Source organism: Cohnella lubricantis (genome assembly GCF_014212015.1).
GTDB lineage: Bacteria > Bacillota > Bacilli > Paenibacillales > Paenibacillaceae > Cohnella > Cohnella lubricantis.
In genome coordinates, this window is sequence record NZ_JACJVN010000020.1 from 1 (window position 1) to 19,429 (window position 19,429).

12 protein-coding genes, 1 pseudogene and 1 CRISPR repeat array are annotated in these 19,429 nt (G+C 51.8%); of the genes and pseudogenes, 2 read left to right on the top strand and 11 right to left on the bottom strand.

The annotated features are described in order from the left end of the window. Positions 1 to 331, top strand: a 331-nt coding sequence (locus H4Q31_RS04950) for a hypothetical protein (protein ID WP_185177967.1), incomplete at its 5' end; no start/stop codon positions are given. An 88-nt stretch (positions 332 to 419) separates the two neighbouring features. Here H4Q31_RS04950 and H4Q31_RS04955 read toward each other — a convergent pair. Both H4Q31_RS04955 and kapB read right to left on the bottom strand, forming a co-directional pair. Then, positions 420 to 1,337: an AEC family transporter gene (locus tag H4Q31_RS04955; protein ID WP_185177968.1), complete on the bottom strand. Its 918-nt coding sequence runs from the start codon at positions 1,335 to 1,337 to the stop codon at positions 420 to 422. 174 nt (positions 1,338 to 1,511) lie between these two features. Further along, positions 1,512 to 1,895: a kinase-associated lipoprotein KapB gene (gene kapB, locus H4Q31_RS04960; RefSeq protein ID WP_245347543.1), complete on the bottom strand. Its 384-nt coding sequence runs from the start codon at positions 1,893 to 1,895 to the stop codon at positions 1,512 to 1,514. A gap of 186 nt (positions 1,896 to 2,081) precedes the next feature. Here kapB and H4Q31_RS04965 point away from each other — a divergent pair, with 186 nt between their 5' ends. After that, positions 2,082 to 3,203: an MGDG synthase family glycosyltransferase gene (locus H4Q31_RS04965; RefSeq protein ID WP_185177970.1), complete on the top strand. Its 1,122-nt coding sequence runs from the start codon at positions 2,082 to 2,084 to the stop codon at positions 3,201 to 3,203. Between the two features lie 135 nt (positions 3,204 to 3,338). Here the strand turns inward: H4Q31_RS04965 and H4Q31_RS04970 are convergent, their stop codons facing one another. From H4Q31_RS04970 to cas3, 9 genes and pseudogenes are all read right to left on the bottom strand, one after another. Then, positions 3,339 to 4,781 (bottom strand): amino acid permease, encoded by a 1,443-nt coding sequence (locus tag H4Q31_RS04970; protein WP_185177971.1) that lies wholly within the window; start codon positions 4,779 to 4,781, stop codon positions 3,339 to 3,341. Positions 4,782 to 5,053: 272 nt separating this feature from the next. Next, the gene (locus H4Q31_RS04975) at positions 5,054 to 5,965 is read right to left on the bottom strand and encodes an AraC family transcriptional regulator (protein WP_185177972.1); all 912 of its coding nucleotides are present in this window, start codon (positions 5,963 to 5,965) and stop codon (positions 5,054 to 5,056) included. A gap of 538 nt (positions 5,966 to 6,503) precedes the next feature. Next, complete coding sequence (locus H4Q31_RS04980) at positions 6,504 to 7,889, bottom strand: C40 family peptidase (protein WP_245347544.1); 1,386 nt, start codon at positions 7,887 to 7,889, stop codon at positions 6,504 to 6,506. Between the two features lie 386 nt (positions 7,890 to 8,275). Then, positions 8,276 to 12,051: direct repeats of the CRISPR family, unit length 33 nt; unit sequence ATTTCAATCCACGCATCCCGTACGGGATGCGAC. A gap of 192 nt (positions 12,052 to 12,243) precedes the next feature. After that, positions 12,244 to 12,534, bottom strand: a complete 291-nt coding sequence (cas2, locus tag H4Q31_RS04985) for a CRISPR-associated endonuclease Cas2 (protein WP_185177973.1) — start codon at positions 12,532 to 12,534, stop codon at positions 12,244 to 12,246. 9 nt (positions 12,535 to 12,543) lie between these two features. Next, positions 12,544 to 13,434 (bottom strand): annotated as a pseudogene (gene cas1c / locus H4Q31_RS04990) (type I-C CRISPR-associated endonuclease Cas1c); the annotation flags it as partial. 103 nt (positions 13,435 to 13,537) lie between these two features. Beyond that, positions 13,538 to 14,440: a type I-C CRISPR-associated protein Cas7/Csd2 gene (gene cas7c / locus H4Q31_RS04995; protein ID WP_185177975.1), complete on the bottom strand. Its 903-nt coding sequence runs from the start codon at positions 14,438 to 14,440 to the stop codon at positions 13,538 to 13,540. Positions 14,441 to 14,465: 25 nt separating this feature from the next. After that, positions 14,466 to 16,202, bottom strand: coding sequence for a type I-C CRISPR-associated protein Cas8c/Csd1 (cas8c, locus tag H4Q31_RS05000; RefSeq protein ID WP_221626740.1), 1,737 nt, complete (start codon positions 16,200 to 16,202; stop codon positions 14,466 to 14,468). A gap of 11 nt (positions 16,203 to 16,213) precedes the next feature. Then, a complete protein-coding gene (gene cas5c / locus H4Q31_RS05005; RefSeq protein ID WP_245347545.1) occupies positions 16,214 to 16,948 on the bottom strand; it encodes a type I-C CRISPR-associated protein Cas5c in 735 nt (244 codons plus the stop codon). Between the two features lies 1 nt (position 16,949). After that, positions 16,950 to 19,169: a CRISPR-associated helicase Cas3' gene (cas3, locus tag H4Q31_RS05010; RefSeq protein ID WP_185177978.1), complete on the bottom strand. Its 2,220-nt coding sequence runs from the start codon at positions 19,167 to 19,169 to the stop codon at positions 16,950 to 16,952. Positions 19,170 to 19,429: the final 260 nt, after the last annotated feature.

Below are 19,429 nucleotides of genomic sequence, written 5' to 3' on the forward strand. Positions count from 1 at the left end.
CGATCTGATCGACTTCATCCGCTCATTCCGCCGCATTCCTGCTCATGTAGTCGATCTGATCGACTTCATCCGCTCATTCCGCCGCACTCCTGCTCATGTAGTCGATCTGATCGACTTCATCCGCTCATTCCGCCGCACTCCTGCTCATGTAGTCGATCTGATCGACTTCATCTGCTCATTCCGCCGCACTCCTGCTCATGTAGTCGATCTGATCGACTTCATCTGCTCATTCCGCCGCATTCCCGCTCATGTAGTCGATCTGATCGACTTCATCCGCTCATTCCGCCAGCTATACGTCCCTCGCCGTCTTCGCCGAGCTCGAGGCGTTTGACGATCATCACTGATGACCGGCTCGATGAAGACGAGGCGGACGTCTACCGGCAGTCGGGATACCCGCTGACGATCGCGTCCGCCTTCTCTTATAGCCCGCCGGACCAATGGATTAGCAGCGGCAGGTACAGGAAGCTGGCAAGCGTCGTGAACGCCACATTGACGGCCACCAGCTCCTTGTCACCGCCGTACTTCTCCATCATGACGAGCGAGTTGATCGCGGCCGGCATGCTGGATTGGACGAACAGCACGGACGCCTCCAAGCCGTGAATGCCGAGCAGATGGATCGTCAGCCAAGAGAGTGCGGGAACCGCGACGAGCCGCATCGCCAGCGACACCCACAGCTCCTTGCGCCAGTTGCTGCGCCAGTTCGTCTTGCCCAGCTGAACGCCCAGCAGCAGCAGGACGACGGCGGGATAGGCGGTGCCGAGCAGCTCCAATCCCGATGTCAGCGGCTCCGGCAGCTCGACGCGGAACAGGAAGATCCCCACACCCGCGATAGCGGCGTAGACGAGCGGGGTCTGTCCGACCTTCTTCAGCGCCTCCAGCGGGCGGAACGAAGCGCTGGAGGCCAAGTAGAGGCCGAGCGTGTTGATCAGAACAATGTGCGTGATGACATTCGTGACGCCGATGGCGAATCCGCCCGTGCCGAACGCGAGCAGCAGCAGCGGCAGGCCGTAATTGTTGGAGTTGGCGAAGATCGTCGTCATCTCCAGCGCCTTGCGGGAGGAGATGTCGAACTTGAACAGCCGTCCGACCGCTGCGGAAGCCGCCCAGCAGAACGCCGTCTGCACCAGCGTGAACAGGGCGATGCTGCCGAAGACGGAGCCGTTCAGCTCGCTTGTCGCCAGCGCCGATACGATCAAGCAGGGCGATAGGATGAAGAGGCTGATGTCCGCCAGCTGCTTCGAGTCGGGCGACCGCACTCGTTGATAGACGAATCCGATGGCGCAAGCGAGCACTATGGGAACGGTGACGTTCGCGAAGGTAGAGAAGTAGCCGGTCATATTGCAGTCCTCCCGTGTGCGATGGTCGATGTTCCCATTCTAAACGCCCAGCCCTTATTGTTGAAATATATGAAATCTATATATTTCATAGTCTGCGACTATGGAATTCGCGACAATCTGGCGCCGCACCTGTGCGACGCCTTATTTTCGACCGCCGAGAAGTTCTGCCTTCTTCTATACGTTGTAGTCCTTGCGCAGCGTCTCCAGCCGATAGAGACATTGCTGGGCCCAACGCTGCAGACGGTCCATCTTCTCCAGCTCCGCTTCGAGCGCGAGCTTCAGCGACTCCTCGTACGGCGGAATCGCTCCGTCATAGGGCTGAATAGCCGATGTCTGCACCCACACCTTCTCCCGATAAGCCGACGCCCTCCGTTCATGGAACATCGGCGCATCCGGATCATACGGATGATGCAGGTCGCCCTGCGTCGGATGCTGCAGCACCGCCAGAATCTGCACGAGCGTCCTTCTCCCGTCCGTCTCCATCGTCTCTGCGATATACTCGCCTGTCTTGTGCGCCGCCTTCACGATTCGCCCAAGCGCCTCTGCCGTGTTCTCCAAAATAACCTCGCCTCCCGCTCCAAATATTCCCTCTATTATGCCGCCTAAGTGCCATTGTACACCAGCCGAGCCTGCCGTTGCACAGCTTCGCTGCATTGCCTTAGCACTAAAATAAGTCCCTCGCACTTGTCCCGAAGGGAGGAAGGAAGTAATATGGAAGATAGGTAAAGTGGAGGATTGTAACCCATGCGTAAAAAAAGAGTTCTGCTGCTATCCGAAGGATTCGGCACCGGACATACCCAAGCGGCTTACGCGTTGTCGGTCGGGTTGCGCCAATTGTCTCCCAATCTGCAGACGCGGGTGATTGAACTAGGTACGTTCTTGAACCCCATCATCGGACCACTCATCTTATCCGCTTACCGGAAAACGGTTACGAAGCAGCCGAAGCTGGTCGGCAAGATTTATAAAAGCTACTACGATAAAGGGCTGAACCGCGTGAAGCGCTTCGCCTTGCATCGGCTGTTCTATAACCATGTCTCGGACGTCATTGAGCAATTGAAGCCGGATATTATCATCTGCACCCACCCATTCCCGAACGCCGTCGTCAGCCGGCTGAAGCGCCTGGGACTGCAAGTGCCTCTCTTCACGGTGATCACGGACTACGACGCGCACGCGACTTGGACGAATCCGGAAGTGGACAAATATTTGGTGAGCACCTCCATCGTGCGGGACAAGCTGGTCGCGCGGGGAATCGCTTCCGAACAAGTCGAAGTGACCGGCATTCCGGTTCACCCGAACTTCTGGTCTCCGCACGACCGCGCGGAGATTCTGTCGCAGTTCGAACTGTCGGACATGCCCACCGTGCTGATCATGGGCGGAGGCTGGGGACTTCTCTACTCCGACCAGTTAGTCGAATACATGACGACCTACGCCAACCGCGTTCAACTGATTCTATGTATGGGCAGCAACGACAAAGCCCGCGAGAAGCTGATGGCGGACCCGAGGTTCCAGCATCCGAACATTAAGGTGCTTGGCTTCACGAGAGAAGTCAGCAAGCTGATGGATGTGTCCGAGCTGCTCGTGACGAAGCCGGGAGGCATGACCTGCACGGAAGGCATGGCCAAAGGCATTCCGATGCTCTTCTACGAGCCGATTCCCGGGCAAGAGGAAGAGAACCTGGATTACTTCGTTACGCACGGCTTCGGCGAGCTGCTCACTTCGACGGAGACGGTCGACCGCTGGTTCCGGCTTATTCAAGAGCCCTATGCGGCAGGACAGCACCGCGACAGCCTATTAGCTCTCCGCAACGCAGAGTACAAGCCGGCGAAGTGCGCGGAGTCCATTCTGCAGCTGTTGAAGCAATCTTAATCTGATTCCGGGGACGAATGATTCGGAGATGTTCCGGGCAATGCGAAGGCTGCCTCTCGCAAGCGTTACGTGACGCTTGCGAGAGGCAGCCTTCTCTGTTGCTGAGAGCCGCCGCGGCTCTCTTATTTAGCGCTCTTATTCGTTCTCGAACGAGCATTCCTTCAACGGAACGAGGCGGGTGCGGTATTTGATCTTGTAACCCGCGTAGACGGCGATGAACAGCGGAAGCCCGATGTACGTAGCCGCGGCCCCGTACCAATCGATATCGCCGCCCTGAAGGAGCCAGTAACCCTGGCCGATCATGACGACGAAGCAGATAACGAAGGCGATGATCGTGCCGAACGGGAACCATCTCGCCCGGTACGGCAGTTCATCCAAGCTCCTGCCTTGGGCGACGAATGCGCGCCGGAACCGGTAATGGCTGATCGCGATGCCGAGCCAGGCGAGGAAGCCGCACATGCCGGATGCGTTGAGCAGCCAGGTATAGACGACGCCGTCTCCGAACAGGGAGGCGAGGAAGGCGAACATGCCGATCATCGCCGTAACCAGCAGAGCGGCAATCGGAACGCCGCGCTTGTCGATGCGCCTCAGCCACTTCGGCGCTTTGCCTTCTTGGGCGAGCACCCAGAGCATGCGGGTCGACGCGTACATGCCGGAGGTTCCGGCCGACAGCACCGATGTTAGGATAATCGCGTTCATGACGGAAGCCGCGAGCGCGAACCCAGCCTTTTCGAACACGATGGTGAACGGACTGACGGCGATGCTCTCAATCCCGGATTGGAGCAGCGACGGATCTTGGTAGGAGATGAGCGCGCCGATGACCGCGATCGCCAAGATGTAGAAGATCAGAATGCGCCAGAAGATCTGCTTGATCGCCTTCGGCACGTTCTTGGCAGGATTCTCGCTCTCCCCGGCCGCGACGCCGATGAGCTCCGTCCCCTGGAAGGAGAAGCCGGCTGCCATGAACACGCCGAATATCGCGAACAGCCCGCCGTGTACGGCCGTTCCCCCCTCGGCGAAGTGAAGCGTGTCGTCGCTGGCCCCCGACATGATGCGCACGATCATGAACAGCCCGACGGCGATGAAGACGATCACCGTGAATACCTTGATCGAGGAGAACCAGAATTCCGACTCGCCGTACCCCTTGACGGAGAATAGATTAATGCCGGTCATCACGATCAGGAACAGCGCGCTCCACAGGATCGAAGGCGTGCCCGGCAGCCAATACTTCATGATGAGGCTAGCGGCCGAGATCTCGGCGGCGATCGTAATCGCCCAGTTGAACCAATAATTCCAGCCGAGCGCGAAGCCAAGGGCCGGATCGACGTATTTGCCCGCATAGGTGCTGAACGATCCCGGCACCGGCATGTAGGCCGCCATCTCGCCGAGACTCGTCATTAAGAAGTAAACCATGAAGCCAATAACCGCATAAGCGATAAGCGCGCCGCCCGCTCCAGCCGAATGGATCGCTCCGCCGCTGGCCAGGAACAATCCCGTGCCGATGGAGCCGCCGATCGCGATCATCGTCATGTGACGCGCTTTCAATCCTCGAACCAATTGTTGTTGTTCTTGCTGCATCTTCTCGGTAACTCGTCCTCTCCTCAGTAGTCCATGAATCCAACCTTACCATTATAGAGTGCCTTCCTTCGCATAGCCAATCCATATGATTGCCAGCGAATCCAGAATAATCCGCCCAATCACGCGATTAGCGTCGTTGGACGGATTAAGCGGTCTATAATGGCCAGCGAGGCCTATGCGCGCGAGGTCCATAGAGGTCTTAGCATCTATGGATCTATCGACTTCAAAGGGCATGGCTTGGGAGGCTTGTCCCGCTCTTCCGGCTCGTCTCGCTAGTCTCGTGTGTCTCGCTGGTCTCGCCTGGCTTTGCTGGCTGCGGCGCTGCGATATTGGCTTGGCGTATAACCGGTCGCCTGTTTGAAGGTCCTGGTGAAGTGAGAAGGGTTATAGTAGCCTAGCCGATAGACGATGTGATTGACCTGGAGCTCCGATTGCGCCAGCAGCGTCTTCGCTCGCTCGATGCGGCGGTTCACGATATACTTCGACAGCGACGTCCCCGTCCGGCTCTTGAAGAAGCGAGACAGATAGACAGGGTGAAAATGTACCAGTCCCGCGATCTCCTTGCGCTTGAGCTCGGTTGGCAGATGCTCGTCCACATAGCGGAAGATCTGCTGCAGCACGGCCAGATCCGATGCGCTTAATCGAGCCAGACGGTTCGGCGGCAGCTCGGATGCTAGCGCAGGCGGCAGCGCGGAAGACAATGCGGCCGGCAACTCGGTTGGCCGCTCGAACGTCGGCGCGGTTGGCGGATCGGTTGGCTGAGCGCCGAACCATTGGTCCGCATGACCCTTCGTTAATTCCCTCCTCTGCAGATATCGCTGTTGCAGCGTTAGTGTAATCCAATCCGTCAGCTGTCCCGGTAACAGCGGCTTCTCGACATACGGCCAGCCGTTCAACCGCTTCATCCGCTTGCGCGGACATCCCGATGGGACAATCCAGAGCCATTCGCAGCCGGGGCTTCGCTTCAGCGCCAGCTTCTGAAGCGCCAGCCCCTCATGCAAGCCGACCGCCTCCAAGTCGCAGCAGACGCACTCGTATTCCTGGCCCCGCAAGCGCCGCCTCGCCTTCACGGCGTCTGCGGCCTCTGCGATCTGCTTCGCACTAAGCGCACGATCAAGCGCTCCTTCGTCCCTCAACCATTGATTCAACTCCCGCTCATCGGCGATCAACAGAACGGTTCGCATCGGCAACCCTCCCGACCTTCCGAGCTTGGTTGGTTATCCTACCATCTTAGAGTTATTCGCCAGACTTGGCGACCGACTGCGGACCTGTGCCCGAGGTCTCGCTTCGCGAAGAGACGGGGGTAACGGACTTGCGGACTCCAGCGTTCGGGCGGCCGCTCCGTCTGGCGTACGGCCAGCGGATAAACCCGCCTTAGCAACCGCTTCAGCAGCTTCCTTCTGTGCTTCACCATGCATCCCTCCCGATTGGATTAGGCATCGAACCAACCTGCCGTTCATCTCCCTTCAGGCTCCGACATGGACATCCGTTCCAATTCCATTATAATTCAGGCGAACATTCCCAGATGTGCGGATGGTAACTTCTTTCGGGACGTATCCTGCTTGCCCCCGCGGGCTTACGGAACGGCGTTCCGTTATCACTTCAAGATCACGGCCGCGGCGACAATCAGCCCCTATGCAATCGGGCCAAAGACAGAAAAGGCGATGAGGGGAACCTCCCCCGCACCGCCGATTCATCTATTTTGGGAACAACCCGGTATCCTTAAAGAGCGCTGCCTCCGTACAGGAAGCGATATTCCCAATGCCTGCCCTGAATCGAGTTGACGCGCACGCCGCCCGACTCGTTGGAGTAGGTGTGCAGCACCTGTCCGTCCCCGAGATAGATGCCGACGTGCGAGATCCGGGTGTTGAACGGATCTTTGCTCTGGTAGAGTGACGCGCTCGTCCCCTTGTAGCTCATGAAGAATATCAGATCGCCGCGCTTCAGCTGCTTCCAGTCCGTCGTCACCTGGGACTTGTCCAGCACATACTCCCCCTGCGAAGCCGAATCGGCCGGCAGCGTAACGCCAAGCGCATCCTTGAACGCCTGGCGCACGAAGTCGGAGCAGTCGAACGTCGTCGTCGTGCTGCGGCTCGAGCCGTATTCATACGGCGTCCCGAGATATTTCATACCGGCCTCGATGACGGATTCGACTTGGGCCGAGGCGGAAGGCCGCGCCGGTTCGTCCGAGCCGGCTGGCGCCTCTGCGTTGCCGCTGGAGCCCGGTGCGGAGCTTGGCGTTGAGCTCAGCTCGGAGCCGGAGCCTCCGCCTGCGGGAGCCGGGATGTCGCCCGTCAGCCTAATGTATTGCGACGACGTGCTGACGTAACCGGATTGGCCGCTTGCGTCGGTGACCGCATACCAATAGCTGTTCACCTGCGAGGTGACCGTCACGAGCTCGTCCTTCTGTAAGTAACGCATACGCTCGCCCGATGTGGAAGGCGCGGTGCGGAACGAGACTCCCGCGACGATGACGGCATTCGCCGCGTTCACCGGGGCTGGTGCGTCCGCCGCTTCACTCGACGAGGATCCTTCGCTGGAGGATCCACCTGATTCAAGTGTGGACCCGCCTCCTTCTGAAGCCGCTATGCCGCCCGTCAGCTTAATGTACTTCGACGAGGTGCTGACGTAGCCCGTCTGGCCGTTCGCGTCCGTGACGGCGTACCAATAATCGTTCACTTGCGAGGTGACCGTCACGAGCTCGTCCTTCTGCAAGTAGCGCATGCGCTCGCCCGATGTGGAAGGAGCGGTGCGGAACGAGACTCCCGCGACGATGACGGCATTCGCCGCGTTCACCGGGGCTGGTGCGTCCGCCACTTCAGTCGGACCGGCAGTCAGGTTCACATATTTGGAGCTCGAAGATATGTAGCCGATCTGTCCGGAGGCGTCGCGCACTTGCAGCCAGTAGCTGTTCGTCTCCTCCAGAACGGAGACCGACTCGCCTTTCTTCAAATAACGCATGACATCTGATGAGGTAGTTGGCGCTGTTCGGAAACTGACGGAGGATACGACTTGGGCCGAACCTTCCTGAACGGCGGCATTCGCAGTAACAGGAACGGCGGCGATTAACATCGATGCGGCAAGTGCAATCTGCAATTTCTTTCTCATATCCTCGTCCTCCTATAGTTGGATGGTACGGCAGGAATACCCTGCTACCGTTCATTATAGGGGGACTGGTGTCGAATGCCATGAGACGGAATGCACAGATTAACGGTGTTAATCATTGGGATAATGGGGCTAATTTGGCTTGGGACTAAAGAATAAGAGGTCGCCAGCGGCAAGGGGTTAGGGCGGTGTGAAATTGATCTGGAAGAATGTGTGAGGACGACTGAAATTCTCCGTCCACAGACAATAGCTTATTTCAATCCACGCATCTCTTATGGGATGCGACGACACAATAGCAACAGCATCAATGCTATAACTGATTTCAATCCACGCATCCCCGTACGGGATGCGACCGCTGGTACTACGGCTTCCTGGAAGTTAGGGGCTGGATTTCAATCCACGCATCCCGTACGGGATGCGACTCAAGCGGTTCGAGATCCGGTCAAAGCCGCCGAGCTGCGGGTGATTTCAATCCACGTATCCCGTACGGGATGCGACTTCGAGCGATGTTTCGATTGCCTGGCGCCTGAGATTTCAATCCACGCATCCTGTACGGGATGCGACAAAAGCGAATTACTCGTTGACAATCCACTTTTGGCATTTCAATCCACGCATCCCGTACGGGATGCGACCGCGTATCGTCGCGTACGACACGCAAGCTCGTGTCGAATTTCAATCCACGCATCCCGTACGGGATGCGACTTGGTCTGGGTCATTGGACTGGTATTGAATGCGAAATTTCAATCCACGCATCCCGTACGGGATGCGACTTTACCGTTTAATTCAGCCAACCCATGAGAGGAATTTCAATCCACGCATCCCGTACGGGATGCGACAACCATGATCTCATTAGCCCGTTCGTGGATCGCATCATTTCAATCCACGCATCCCGTACGGGATGCGACATCTTCGAGCCGCAAGCTATCGACGGCGGCGATGAATTTCAATCCACGCATCCCGTACGGGATGCGACTCATTTAGCAGCAGATCGATCGCCGTCAGCGTGATTTCAATCCACGCATCCCGTACGGGATGCGACCGGAGCGAATCGACCGAACGGTGCCGGTCAAGATATTTCAATCCACGCATCCCGTACGGGATGCGACCGGGGTTCGAGTGTGGCTTCTACATGAAGGATTAAGATTTCAATCCACGCATCCCGTACGGGATGCGACGCGGCCGGAAGCCCAAGTATTGCAGGAAGTGACAGATTTCAATCCACGCATCCCGTACGGGATGCGACTGAGGTGGTTCACTCTTCCACAAATATGGTTCCGATTTCAATCCACGCATCCCGTACGGGATGCGACGCTTCCGCGTCGCGAACAATGCGGCGGCGAAAGATTTCAATCCACGCATCCCGTACGGGATGCGACGTTTATTATATGTTTTTTTACACCGAATACAAGGGATTTCAATCCACGCATCCCGTACGGGATGCGACTTCCACTGACAAGCATCCCATTTACGGGGAGTCTAAGCAATTTCAATCCACGCATCCCGTACGGGATGCGACATTATGAAGGTTTGCGATAACTCCATCCATATCACATTTCAATCCACGCATCCCGTACGGGATGCGACGCGGCCCTCGTGCTTACTATTGTCCATCGTGCCGAATTTCAATCCACGCATCCCGTACGGGATGCGACTATGTCGGCGTTTCTGGATGGACAGGTGATCCCGATTTCAATCCACGCATCCCGTACGGGATGCGACCCTTGCTAATGACTTCATCGCTCGACGAAATAATATTTCAATCCACGCATCCCGTACGGGATGCGACATAGTAAGCGTGGACCGCGACAGCGCGAAGATACGATTTCAATCCACGCATCCCGTACGGGATGCGACGAGTGCCGTGAGGCAGAGAAAATAGTAGCTCGAGTCATTTCAATCCACGCATCCCGTACGGGATGCGACTTGACAATACAAGGTGACAGAGTTTCTTCTGTTTTGCATTTCAATCCACGCATCCCGTACGGGATGCGACTGGGAAGCCGAAGCTTGCAATCCCCAGCGCACTCTGATTTCAATCCACGCATCCCGTACGGGATGCGACGACGGCATCCAAGGAGAGCGCTTAGAGAGCTTGGGATTTCAATCCACGCATCCCGTACGGGATGCGACTCGTAACATCTTGATCCAAATAGCTCGCTTGCTTCGTATTTCAATCCACGCATCCCGTACGGGATGCGACGGACGTCATGGATGCTCTGCATGGCATGGCTAATATATTTCAATCCACGCATCCCGTACGGGATGCGACTTAAAATATCTTTGCGCGTCTCCTCGGTGTAATGAGGATTTCAATCCACGCATCCCGTACGGGATGCGACGATGGCTAAAGTTGTCGCTCCGGCGAAGTCCGGCGTATTTCAATCCACGCATCCCGTACGGGATGCGACCTTTCCCTCTTTTTATCTAGAAGGGAGGGATCAATTTCAATCCACGCATCCCGTACGGGATGCGACGAAGGGCGGGCGGGCTAATGTCGGATTACACAGGATTTCAATCCACGCATCCCGTACGGGATGCGACTGCTATCACAGCCGAATACGCGCCTAATATCAAGATTTCAATCCACGCATCCCGTACGGGATGCGACGCAGCAGAGACGCAAGCTTTCGACGCCCTTGTTAAATTTCAATCCACGCATCCCGTACGGGATGCGACATCATCATTGGCGAATGATTCCCAATTCTTGTATTTGATTTCAATCCACGCATCCCGTACGGGATGCGACCTTCTATGACACAAAGATGCCTGGTTACGACGCTATTTCAATCCACGCATCCCGTACGGGATGCGACGTAATGGTGTGGCCCATTATGCCCTTCTTCTGATCATTTCAATCCACGCATCCCGTACGGGATGCGACCGAATCGTTCGATGGGGATGGCATCCAGATGGTCATATTTCAATCCACGCATCCCGTACGGGATGCGACGGAGGAACTATCAGCCCACGGAATTAGAGCTAAGCATTTCAATCCACGCATCCCGTACGGGATGCGACGGAACTAATGTTACAGAAGGAAAAATAAAGTGCTATTTCAATCCACGCATCCCGTACGGGATGCGACCATAAAAAGGGTCCGAAGTATTGCCGCAAATGCCAAATTTCAATCCACGCATCCCGTACGGGATGCGACTTGGACCGTCATCGTAATCGCTTGGCATAGTCGATTTCAATCCACGCATCCCGTACGGGATGCGACGATCCTACGCGTCAATTCAGCCATTCTTTGATATTTCAATCCACGCATCCCGTACGGGATGCGACTGAACTTATGGAGAGGCGCGGCGAGATCGTATGATTTCAATCCACGCATCCCGTACGGGATGCGACGCCAATTGATGTGGTCACTGTGACCGATCAATTCGTATTTCAATCCACGCATCCCGTACGGGATGCGACTATTATGCGGGGAATCAACAAAAGCCAGTTCCGGGATTTCAATCCACGCATCCCGTACGGGATGCGACCAGTTGTTGCACCTGCGGAGGAAGCGACGATAGATTTCAATCCACGCATCCCGTACGGGATGCGACGCTCATGGATCCGGAAGACGATTCGGATGAAATATTTCAATCCACGCATCCCGTACGGGATGCGACTGATTTGGAGACCTTATTGACGGCAGCGGTGATCATTTCAATCCACGCATCCCGTACGGGATGCGACGAGTTCGTAACCGGGGATTTGCTTGCCGAGCTCGACATTTCAATCCACGCATCCCGTACGGGATGCGACACGATGTTTTGACCGGCAGACTTCAAATCCTCAATATTTCAATCCACGCATCCCGTACGGGATGCGACCTTGTGATTACGAGCGATTCCGAGGTCGTTGGGTTATTTCAATCCACGCATCCCGTACGGGATGCGACGGTCATCTAGCTGGCCGGAGGAATTGTCGTTGTACATTTCAATCCACGCATCCCGTACGGGATGCGACATGAATTTGTTCTGCGCTGCTGCATCGTCCTTGGATTTCAATCCACGCATCCCGTACGGGATGCGACTGCCCGAGAGACATCCTTTTCAGGGAGTCTGGACGCATTTCAATCCACGCATCCCGTACGGGATGCGACTGCCCGAGAGACATCCTTTTCAGGGAGTCTGGACGCATTTCAATCCACGCATCCCGTACGGGATGCGACAGCGATTTTCAATCGATTTGACATAACAACATACCCAACCAATCGCAAATCGGCAACAATTACATTCTATTCGTCACTTAAATACCTACTGTAAAGCTAAACCCAACCTATTTCTTCCATTTATCCGGTGCGGAACTCCCTACTAAACCATGTTCACTCCATATTCGCACTCCGGTTCCGCACCGATTCTCCCTACAAGATTAATGGCTCTTCCAGGTCAAACGATGCTTTCACTCCAATGTGCTCCACTTTACTCTTGTAGTTGTTGCCTAACTGATAAAACCGAAGACTATCTTGTTCCTCATCGATCAATTCAATCAGCCTCAACTTTAGCGCAGCGAATTGGGTAGCGTCCACCACACATTCGAACACAGAATTCTGCACTCTTTGACCATAAGCTAGGCACGCCTTAGCCACTTGTCGCAGCCTTCGCTGCCCGGCTGCGTTGACAGTACTTACATCGTACGCGATCAACACTAGCATCTCGAACACCTACTTCCACAGGAATGGAGGATATTCGTCCAGATCGTTGCGCAGATATCTCGCAAGTAGCAAAGCTTGCGCATAGGGCACCAGCCCCCAAGAGATCTTCTCACCCAAGTAAGGATGCGTGATCTTCTCTTGCTTCCTTTCTTGCCATGCTTTCAGAAATCGCTTGCGCGCATCCTCCTTCATAATAATCGCGCCGCTTTCTTTCCGAAGAAAATCCTCGCCGTTCACTACTCGTTTGTTGATAAGCGATAACACGAATCTATCCGCATAGACGCCCCGCAATTCCTCCATCACGTCTAACGCCAACGATGCTCGGCCTGGCCTATCCCGATGCAAGAAGCCAACATAGGCATCCAAACCTACGGTTTCCAGTGCAGAAGCCACGTCGTTAGCCAGCATGGTATAGGCAAAAGAGAGCATCGCGTTCACATTATCCAACGCTGGTCTGCGGGAACGCGTGTGAAAATAGAAATCTTCCTTCTGCTGTAGAATCATCTGGTCGAACACTTTGTAGTAGCTTGTTGCAGCCTGCCCCTCCAGACCTCTTAATCTCTCCAAATCCTCGCACTTTCTAACATCGAGCAGAATTCCGGATAGCTGTTGCGACACCTCTTTGAATCGCTCCACATCAATGCGCAGCGGGTATTCTCTTGTCATTCTTTCCAGAATCCACTTGTGATTATAGACTTTCCCGACAATAAAATTGCGCGCGATCTTAGCGGATGACGACTCCTCTTCGGACAAATGATACTGGCGCTTCCTCAGTATGACATTGCCCCTGCTCTCCCCGACCACCCGGGCTAGAAACCTGCCGTTCATCGTTAGAAACACTAATGAGATATTGCGCTCTGCACAATATCCCATTAGTGCCGGACTCGCGCCGGTGTAACCATTTCAATCCGCGCATTCCATACGGGATGCGAATCGACAGTGGTTCTCAATTTCCATCTAAAGCACACAATGTTGACCTTCTTGAGTTCGTTAATGATAAGCTTTATTTTTCAATTAACGTCACACTAGCGGGAATTTCATCTCTTGCTATTGAAATGTCATAATCACTAAAATCTCGCACTGGCTTGTTTGAATTAGTTCGCTTTATAGCTACTGTATCAAATAGCTTCTGAACTGGAATATCTCCCATTTTCGACGAATGTTCGAAAATAATTAACTTTCGAGTACTCATAAGTCCACGTGCTGCGGAACGATCATGTTCGAACATGTTTGTGAGAGATTCCCATAGAAGTGCTAAATCTTCTTCAGAGAATCCTGTCTGATTTGCAAGAGGTGCGGACACAAAGCCGTAAGCACAATACAGTCCATACGGAACCGTGAACTTCCGCCCCATCGTGCGATTATCACCACTCTGCTTTTCGGCATCCGCCTCTGTAGTGACGGCCATTCTAGTAATGCTGTGCTCTAGTGACACGATCGGATCGATAGAACGTGCAAAGGTAATCTGCACAGGACCACGAACTTGCCCCGCATTTGCTCCGGTAGACAAAACGGCGCCAAAGGTGCGAATGTCGTAAAAATTCTGGCACATGAATTGCCTTCCTTTGTCTACTTCTTCACCTTGTGCCTTGCCCTTATCTTTACGCTTTTTCCCATCATTTGAGTCCTTAGTTAAATCAATCCCCAAACTTATATATGCTTTATCTATCGTCTGATTCAAGATGGCCTTTTCTTTAACAAAAATATCATAGGGAGGCTGCCCGCCTAACTTCATTTCAATATAATTACGTACTTTTCTTTTTAAGCTTACATCTGTTACCAAACCGTGCCCAGTCTCCGCATCGATTCTGGGCAAATTCCCTGCATCTGGATCGCCATTCGGATTACCATCTTTGACATCGAATAAAATAATAAAATCATATCTTCTTTGAAGTGAATCGCTCATATTCGCACTTCCTCTCCTATACTAATTATTCTTCGTCATCGTTCTTACGTGAAAATAAATCTTGTCTTTGATGATAGTATCCCACCGCGAACAGCCCTTGTTCCTGCAAATTCAAGTGTGCTGGAAAACCAGTGATCCGCCCAATAACTTCACCAAGCAGCCGTTCAAAATTTACGACTCTTCCTTTGTTGGTCAGCTTAGCTAAGTGATGATTTTTAAGTCGTAATAAATTGGCGAAGACGGTTACTGGCGTAGCGGACGCCGCACCGTAGAGCCGCTCCCGAATTGTGGCATTGATTCCTGGATGAGACTCCTCCTGGATTTTCTCTAATACAGCAAACAGCCTTCCCAGTTGATATCCAATTGACGTTTGATTTTTATCCAATTCCTTGGTCACCTCCTTATAAGTTTGATTTGGATAAAACCGACGATAGCGATTCAGATACGCTTTTATGGCAGCAGCGCGAACAGGTTTTACTCTGTATTCCGTATCGCTGCGAATACGGCGAATTATAGCCTGCAACAAAGTTGCCGGATATGGTGTTCCTTCAAGAATGGAGCGCATAAAGTCTCCAGCCAAATTCGGTAAGATATTCTCACTCTTATCCTGAACTGAAGCATTGACCATAATGCGCCAAACGGAGTAGAACATTGGCTCTTTTGGAGGTTTGACAATCTCAAAGTCATCGAAGTATTGCTTGATCTTAGAGGTAATATCCGCAACAGTGCCTGTCTGCCATAAACGGATAGATAAACGCGCTGCATTTGGAGCTAGTCCCAAAATATAAAATCGAGTATCTCCATCGTCTTCTACATATGCTCCAGTATGCAACGACTCGAAAGCAGTTCGTACTTTCTCAGTACCTGTATCCGAATCACCCTTACTTGGTTCATTGAAGAATAGCGAGAAATCCGTTTCTAATGTAGAATGATCTTCACTCCAAAATACGACTGAGGCATCGCCTACTTGCAAGCTCTGTCTGGATGATGAGTCGAGCAGTGAATTCAGAGCCTTCACATAACGCGACGTTGTGACTTTACTTACTGGTGCATTAAAACTTTGCGTTTTTTTATAAGAGTTAAAAGCATCGGTATTAAAGCTAACAATACCTGCTCCTGAGGATTGAGCACCTTTTACCCCCTTAATTACTGGATGTGTCGCTTCTAGTACAACATTTTGTTCTCCTGTTACCAAACACGTTCCTTGCCGAGCATTAGGATCCTCTGCTTCCCTCATACGCTCAAGAGCAGTTGCAACTACTGGAGATAAGAAAACCGCTTTATATGATGTTCCAAGAACATAAAAACTTATTTTCACCTGCCCGGCTTGCATAATCTCGCCATACTCGGGGTGATTCAGCGCCATATCAAAATGCTCTCTGTCCTCTGATCCTAGTTGTAGGAAACTGCGCACGGCCTGAACTCCGTCATCGGCCATCGAGCCAATCCAACTGTCAATCGCAGCGATCATACTAGTAAGATGCAACTTCCCTTTAGAACCTAAACCAAAAACAAATTTAGCGTTATCCCAGAGTAAGTTCGCATCTTCGCCACTATTGGAGTGTTTTGAGGCTTGCTTCCCAATATTAGGAAGCATGAATCTGCGAGCTTGTTTCTTGGAGCCTTCTCCTTCCCGCAAATCCGAAATGTTTCGTAAGTACCCATCTCTATCAATCTCCAGTAAAAAATCAATCCCGCCTTGAATCCAGCCGTCCTCAGCTATTGAACCTTCAGCAGCTTTACGGTCGTAATACTCTTTCAAAGCGAGTAGAATCATCCTCTCACCTCAATCTCCTTTCGATTCGTATTTACGATCCCTTTGGTCATCTGCGCGCGGAAAAATAGTGGAGTTGGGTTGTTCACATCGCTGTCGAAATCCATGTCGTATAACATAAATCCTAAATCTCTTGTTTCATCTATAGGACGTATGGCTTCCTCATTCGGATTAGGAACAAGCCTGAAGTAACAGGCAAACTCTCTACAGCCCAAGTATGGTCTATGGAAACACTGACCTTTCCTAACCCGTCGTTCGAACATCGCTGCATACTTTGCAGCACTTTCATCCGTTCTAGCTATTTCGTTACTTTCTTGCCCATCCGCCCACATTTCCGATGTCGGACGGTTTTCTTTACGCTCTGCAGACGGAATGAAGTCAAAATAGCCATAAATACGGTAACGAACATCCTTTAATAATAATCCGGCCCGCTGTGTCCGCTCATCTTCAATCCGAATATCCAACGAATCTCCAGGTTCGCCACTCATCTGTTTTGCCGTAGGAGCAGAAGCTATCTTTTTAATCTCATTTCTTCGAACGCTAATCCACTTAATTGGATGTAACACTTCAATTCTGGTGATGTTCCACCGTATCGCGGGCTTCCACAATATTGCTTCATAAATCGCCCTTGCCGCAGAAGGTGTGATTACATCATAGCTAACACGTTCCACTTTCATCTCTGGCCGGGTAAAACAAGCATAATCCCCCCACACCTCTAAGCACCACTCACGCAAACTAATACCTCCCTCCATAAATAAGCCCAACTTTCTCCGAATAATGCATGCTCGAAGAAAGTGCAAATATATTAGGATAAAGTTCTTCCACTACTCTAATTCTTTGCAGTTCCTCAAAAACTGACTGTCGCACCGTAACCGTGAATCGTTGCAACTTTCTCATGAGTTCACGGCTAGGTCCTTCTGACTTCAGCCGATCAACTAGTTGATCGCCTTCCTTGTAACGAACTAATATTGACTTCTGTTGAGTATCGTCAATGATCCTAAATCTACTTGCCGCAGTTCGAAAATAAATACTGCACTCTCTTAAGTCATTGCGCTGTGGATCAAGCAGAGTGACAATTTCATGTTCATCTAGCGAATTGGCTTTCCAGTATAACTTCTCATAATATTGTTCAAACAAGGCGTGATCGATGACAATATTCTCATTCTCCATCACGATACTCTTGGCTGTTTCCGCAGCTTTACGAAGAATTCCGTTTGGTGCCTGTCTCGGTGGATTAAATACAATCACCTTTCCCAAGTCGGGCAGCTTACCTTCTCGGTTACAGCGTCCAGCTGCTTGTGCAATGGAATCTAGCCCAGCAAAAGCTCTGAATACAACCGGAAAATCCAAATCAACTCCAGCTTCAACAAGTTGCGTACTGATAACACGAACGGGAACTTTCGCCACTAATTTCTGCTTGATCTCTCTAATGATATGACTGCGGTGATGTCCACACATTAGTGCCGATAGATGATATGTTCCTTCAGACATCAGATCATACAGTTCACGGCAACTTGTCCGATTCGACACGATACATAGAACTTGTTCGTATTGTGTCAGTTCTTCCGCAATCTCCTCCCAACTAAAGTTCAAATGCAAGTTCTTTGGGAAGTAAATCCTGTTGCGTACTAACGAGTGATATAGCTTTTGAACTTCCTTTTCATTGCCCACTATTTCTTTGATTTCCTTTAGCCCTTTAAAAAGGGTTCCATCAACATCTCGTTCTTTAAATGCAGGTTGTGTAGCAGTCGAGATAACGAAACTTACATGATAACGTTCGACCAGTAACTGCATCGTTTCAAGAATTGGCGCAAGGAATTCGACAGGAACCAACTGCGCTTCATCAAGAATAATCACCGACTTTGCAATATTATGAAGCTTACGGCAACGGTTTGGTTTGGAGGCAAATAACGATTCAAAAAATTGCACGGATGTCGTCACAATCAGTGGAGCATCCCAATTTTCCGATGAGAGTCGAGACTTTTCGTTGAGTTCATCTTCTACTACATTACAATGATGTTCAACCACCTGATCTGCTCCGACAACTGATTTGAGAACATCCGCATTTTGTTCAATAATGCTGGTGTAAGGAATGACATAAATAACTCGATCAAGATTATGAGTCTTGGCGTGTTCCAGAGCAAAAGTGAGACTCGATAATGTTTTCCCTCCCCCAGTTGGGACGCTAAGGGAGAATATCCCTTGTGCTTCTTTCGCTACTTGTGCACATCTATCTCGAATTGTTCTTCTGACCCGATTTACTTCAGAGCGCTCTGACCGCTCATCCAATTCTTCGAAAAAATGTTTGCATCGTTCGTTCAGTTCAGAAATTGAACAGTAATCTCCTCTTTTCAACGCCTTCTTCTCATTCATGTAATGTTCTGTATCTAAATAATCTGCATCGACAAGACTTGAATACAACATCCTGATCCACAAAGAGATGTCTAATCCAGCAGCAAACTTCCATGGGGGATGCGGAGACTTAGATGAGCGCAAATTATCAACAATACTAGAATCAAGTTGATCTAAATCATTAACTTGGGTTTTCTGAAATTGAAGAGAGGCCAGCCCCGCTCCTTCAGAACTGGACCAATCTGGAAGACCTGCATGATGGCCGGCAATGCAATAAGCCAATATTCTTCCGATTCCTTTGCCGAATATTTGTTCAACTAATTCAGCACCATGAATGGCATGTGGAATCTTGCCCTTTTTCCCTTCTAAATGAGCTTCTTCATCGCATCCACTTTTTTGAGTCAGGTATCTCTGCCACACCTCCCTTCCTTTGCCTACATCATGTGCTAAACCTCCTACTTTCCCCCATTCCCCAGAATGAAATTTGGAAGCAAACAATGCCGTCAAACTCGCTGTGTCCTTCAAATGATCGGATAGCCAATGCGGCACTGCCCAACTGCCATCCTCGTTCTTTCGTACATGCGCAATAAGATTCTCCCGCATTCTTACATCTCCTTATCCATATCTCTCATCCGCATGGCCATGTGCGTTTCCGCAAATCTTCCTATGTATCTCTCTATTTCGACAGAATACCATCTTTTACCTTTTTCTTTATTTTTAATTATAATCTTTGTTCTTTCCAATATGTTGTCAGCGAACGTATGTTCCTATCAAAAAAGAAAAATCGACGAGGTGCACTCAGTGGTAGCACCGACTACGACAAAACGAAGGCCCCCCCTCGTTTGAACTGCACCCCGTCAAGT

What these genes read in the sequence shown, in the direction of transcription:
- H4Q31_RS04955 (WP_185177968.1), bottom strand. Translation starts at nt 1,337, where the DNA reads ATGACCGGCTACTTCTCTACCTTCGCGAACGTCACCGTTCCCATAGTG.
- H4Q31_RS04965 (WP_185177970.1), top strand. Translation starts at nt 2,082, where the DNA reads ATGCGTAAAAAAAGAGTTCTGCTGCTATCCGAAGGATTCGGCACCGGA.
- H4Q31_RS04970 (WP_185177971.1), bottom strand. Translation starts at nt 4,781, where the DNA reads ATGCAGCAAGAACAACAACAATTGGTTCGAGGATTGAAAGCGCGTCAC.
- H4Q31_RS04975 (WP_185177972.1), bottom strand. Translation starts at nt 5,965, where the DNA reads ATGCGAACCGTTCTGTTGATCGCCGATGAGCGGGAGTTGAATCAATGG.
- H4Q31_RS04980 (WP_245347544.1), bottom strand. Translation starts at nt 7,889, where the DNA reads ATGAGAAAGAAATTGCAGATTGCACTTGCCGCATCGATGTTAATCGCC.
- cas2 (WP_185177973.1), bottom strand. Translation starts at nt 12,534, where the DNA reads ATGCTAGTGTTGATCGCGTACGATGTAAGTACTGTCAACGCAGCCGGG.
- cas7c (WP_185177975.1), bottom strand. Translation starts at nt 14,440, where the DNA reads ATGAGCGATTCACTTCAAAGAAGATATGATTTTATTATTTTATTCGAT.
- cas3 (WP_185177978.1), bottom strand. Translation starts at nt 19,169, where the DNA reads ATGCGGGAGAATCTTATTGCGCATGTACGAAAGAACGAGGATGGCAGT.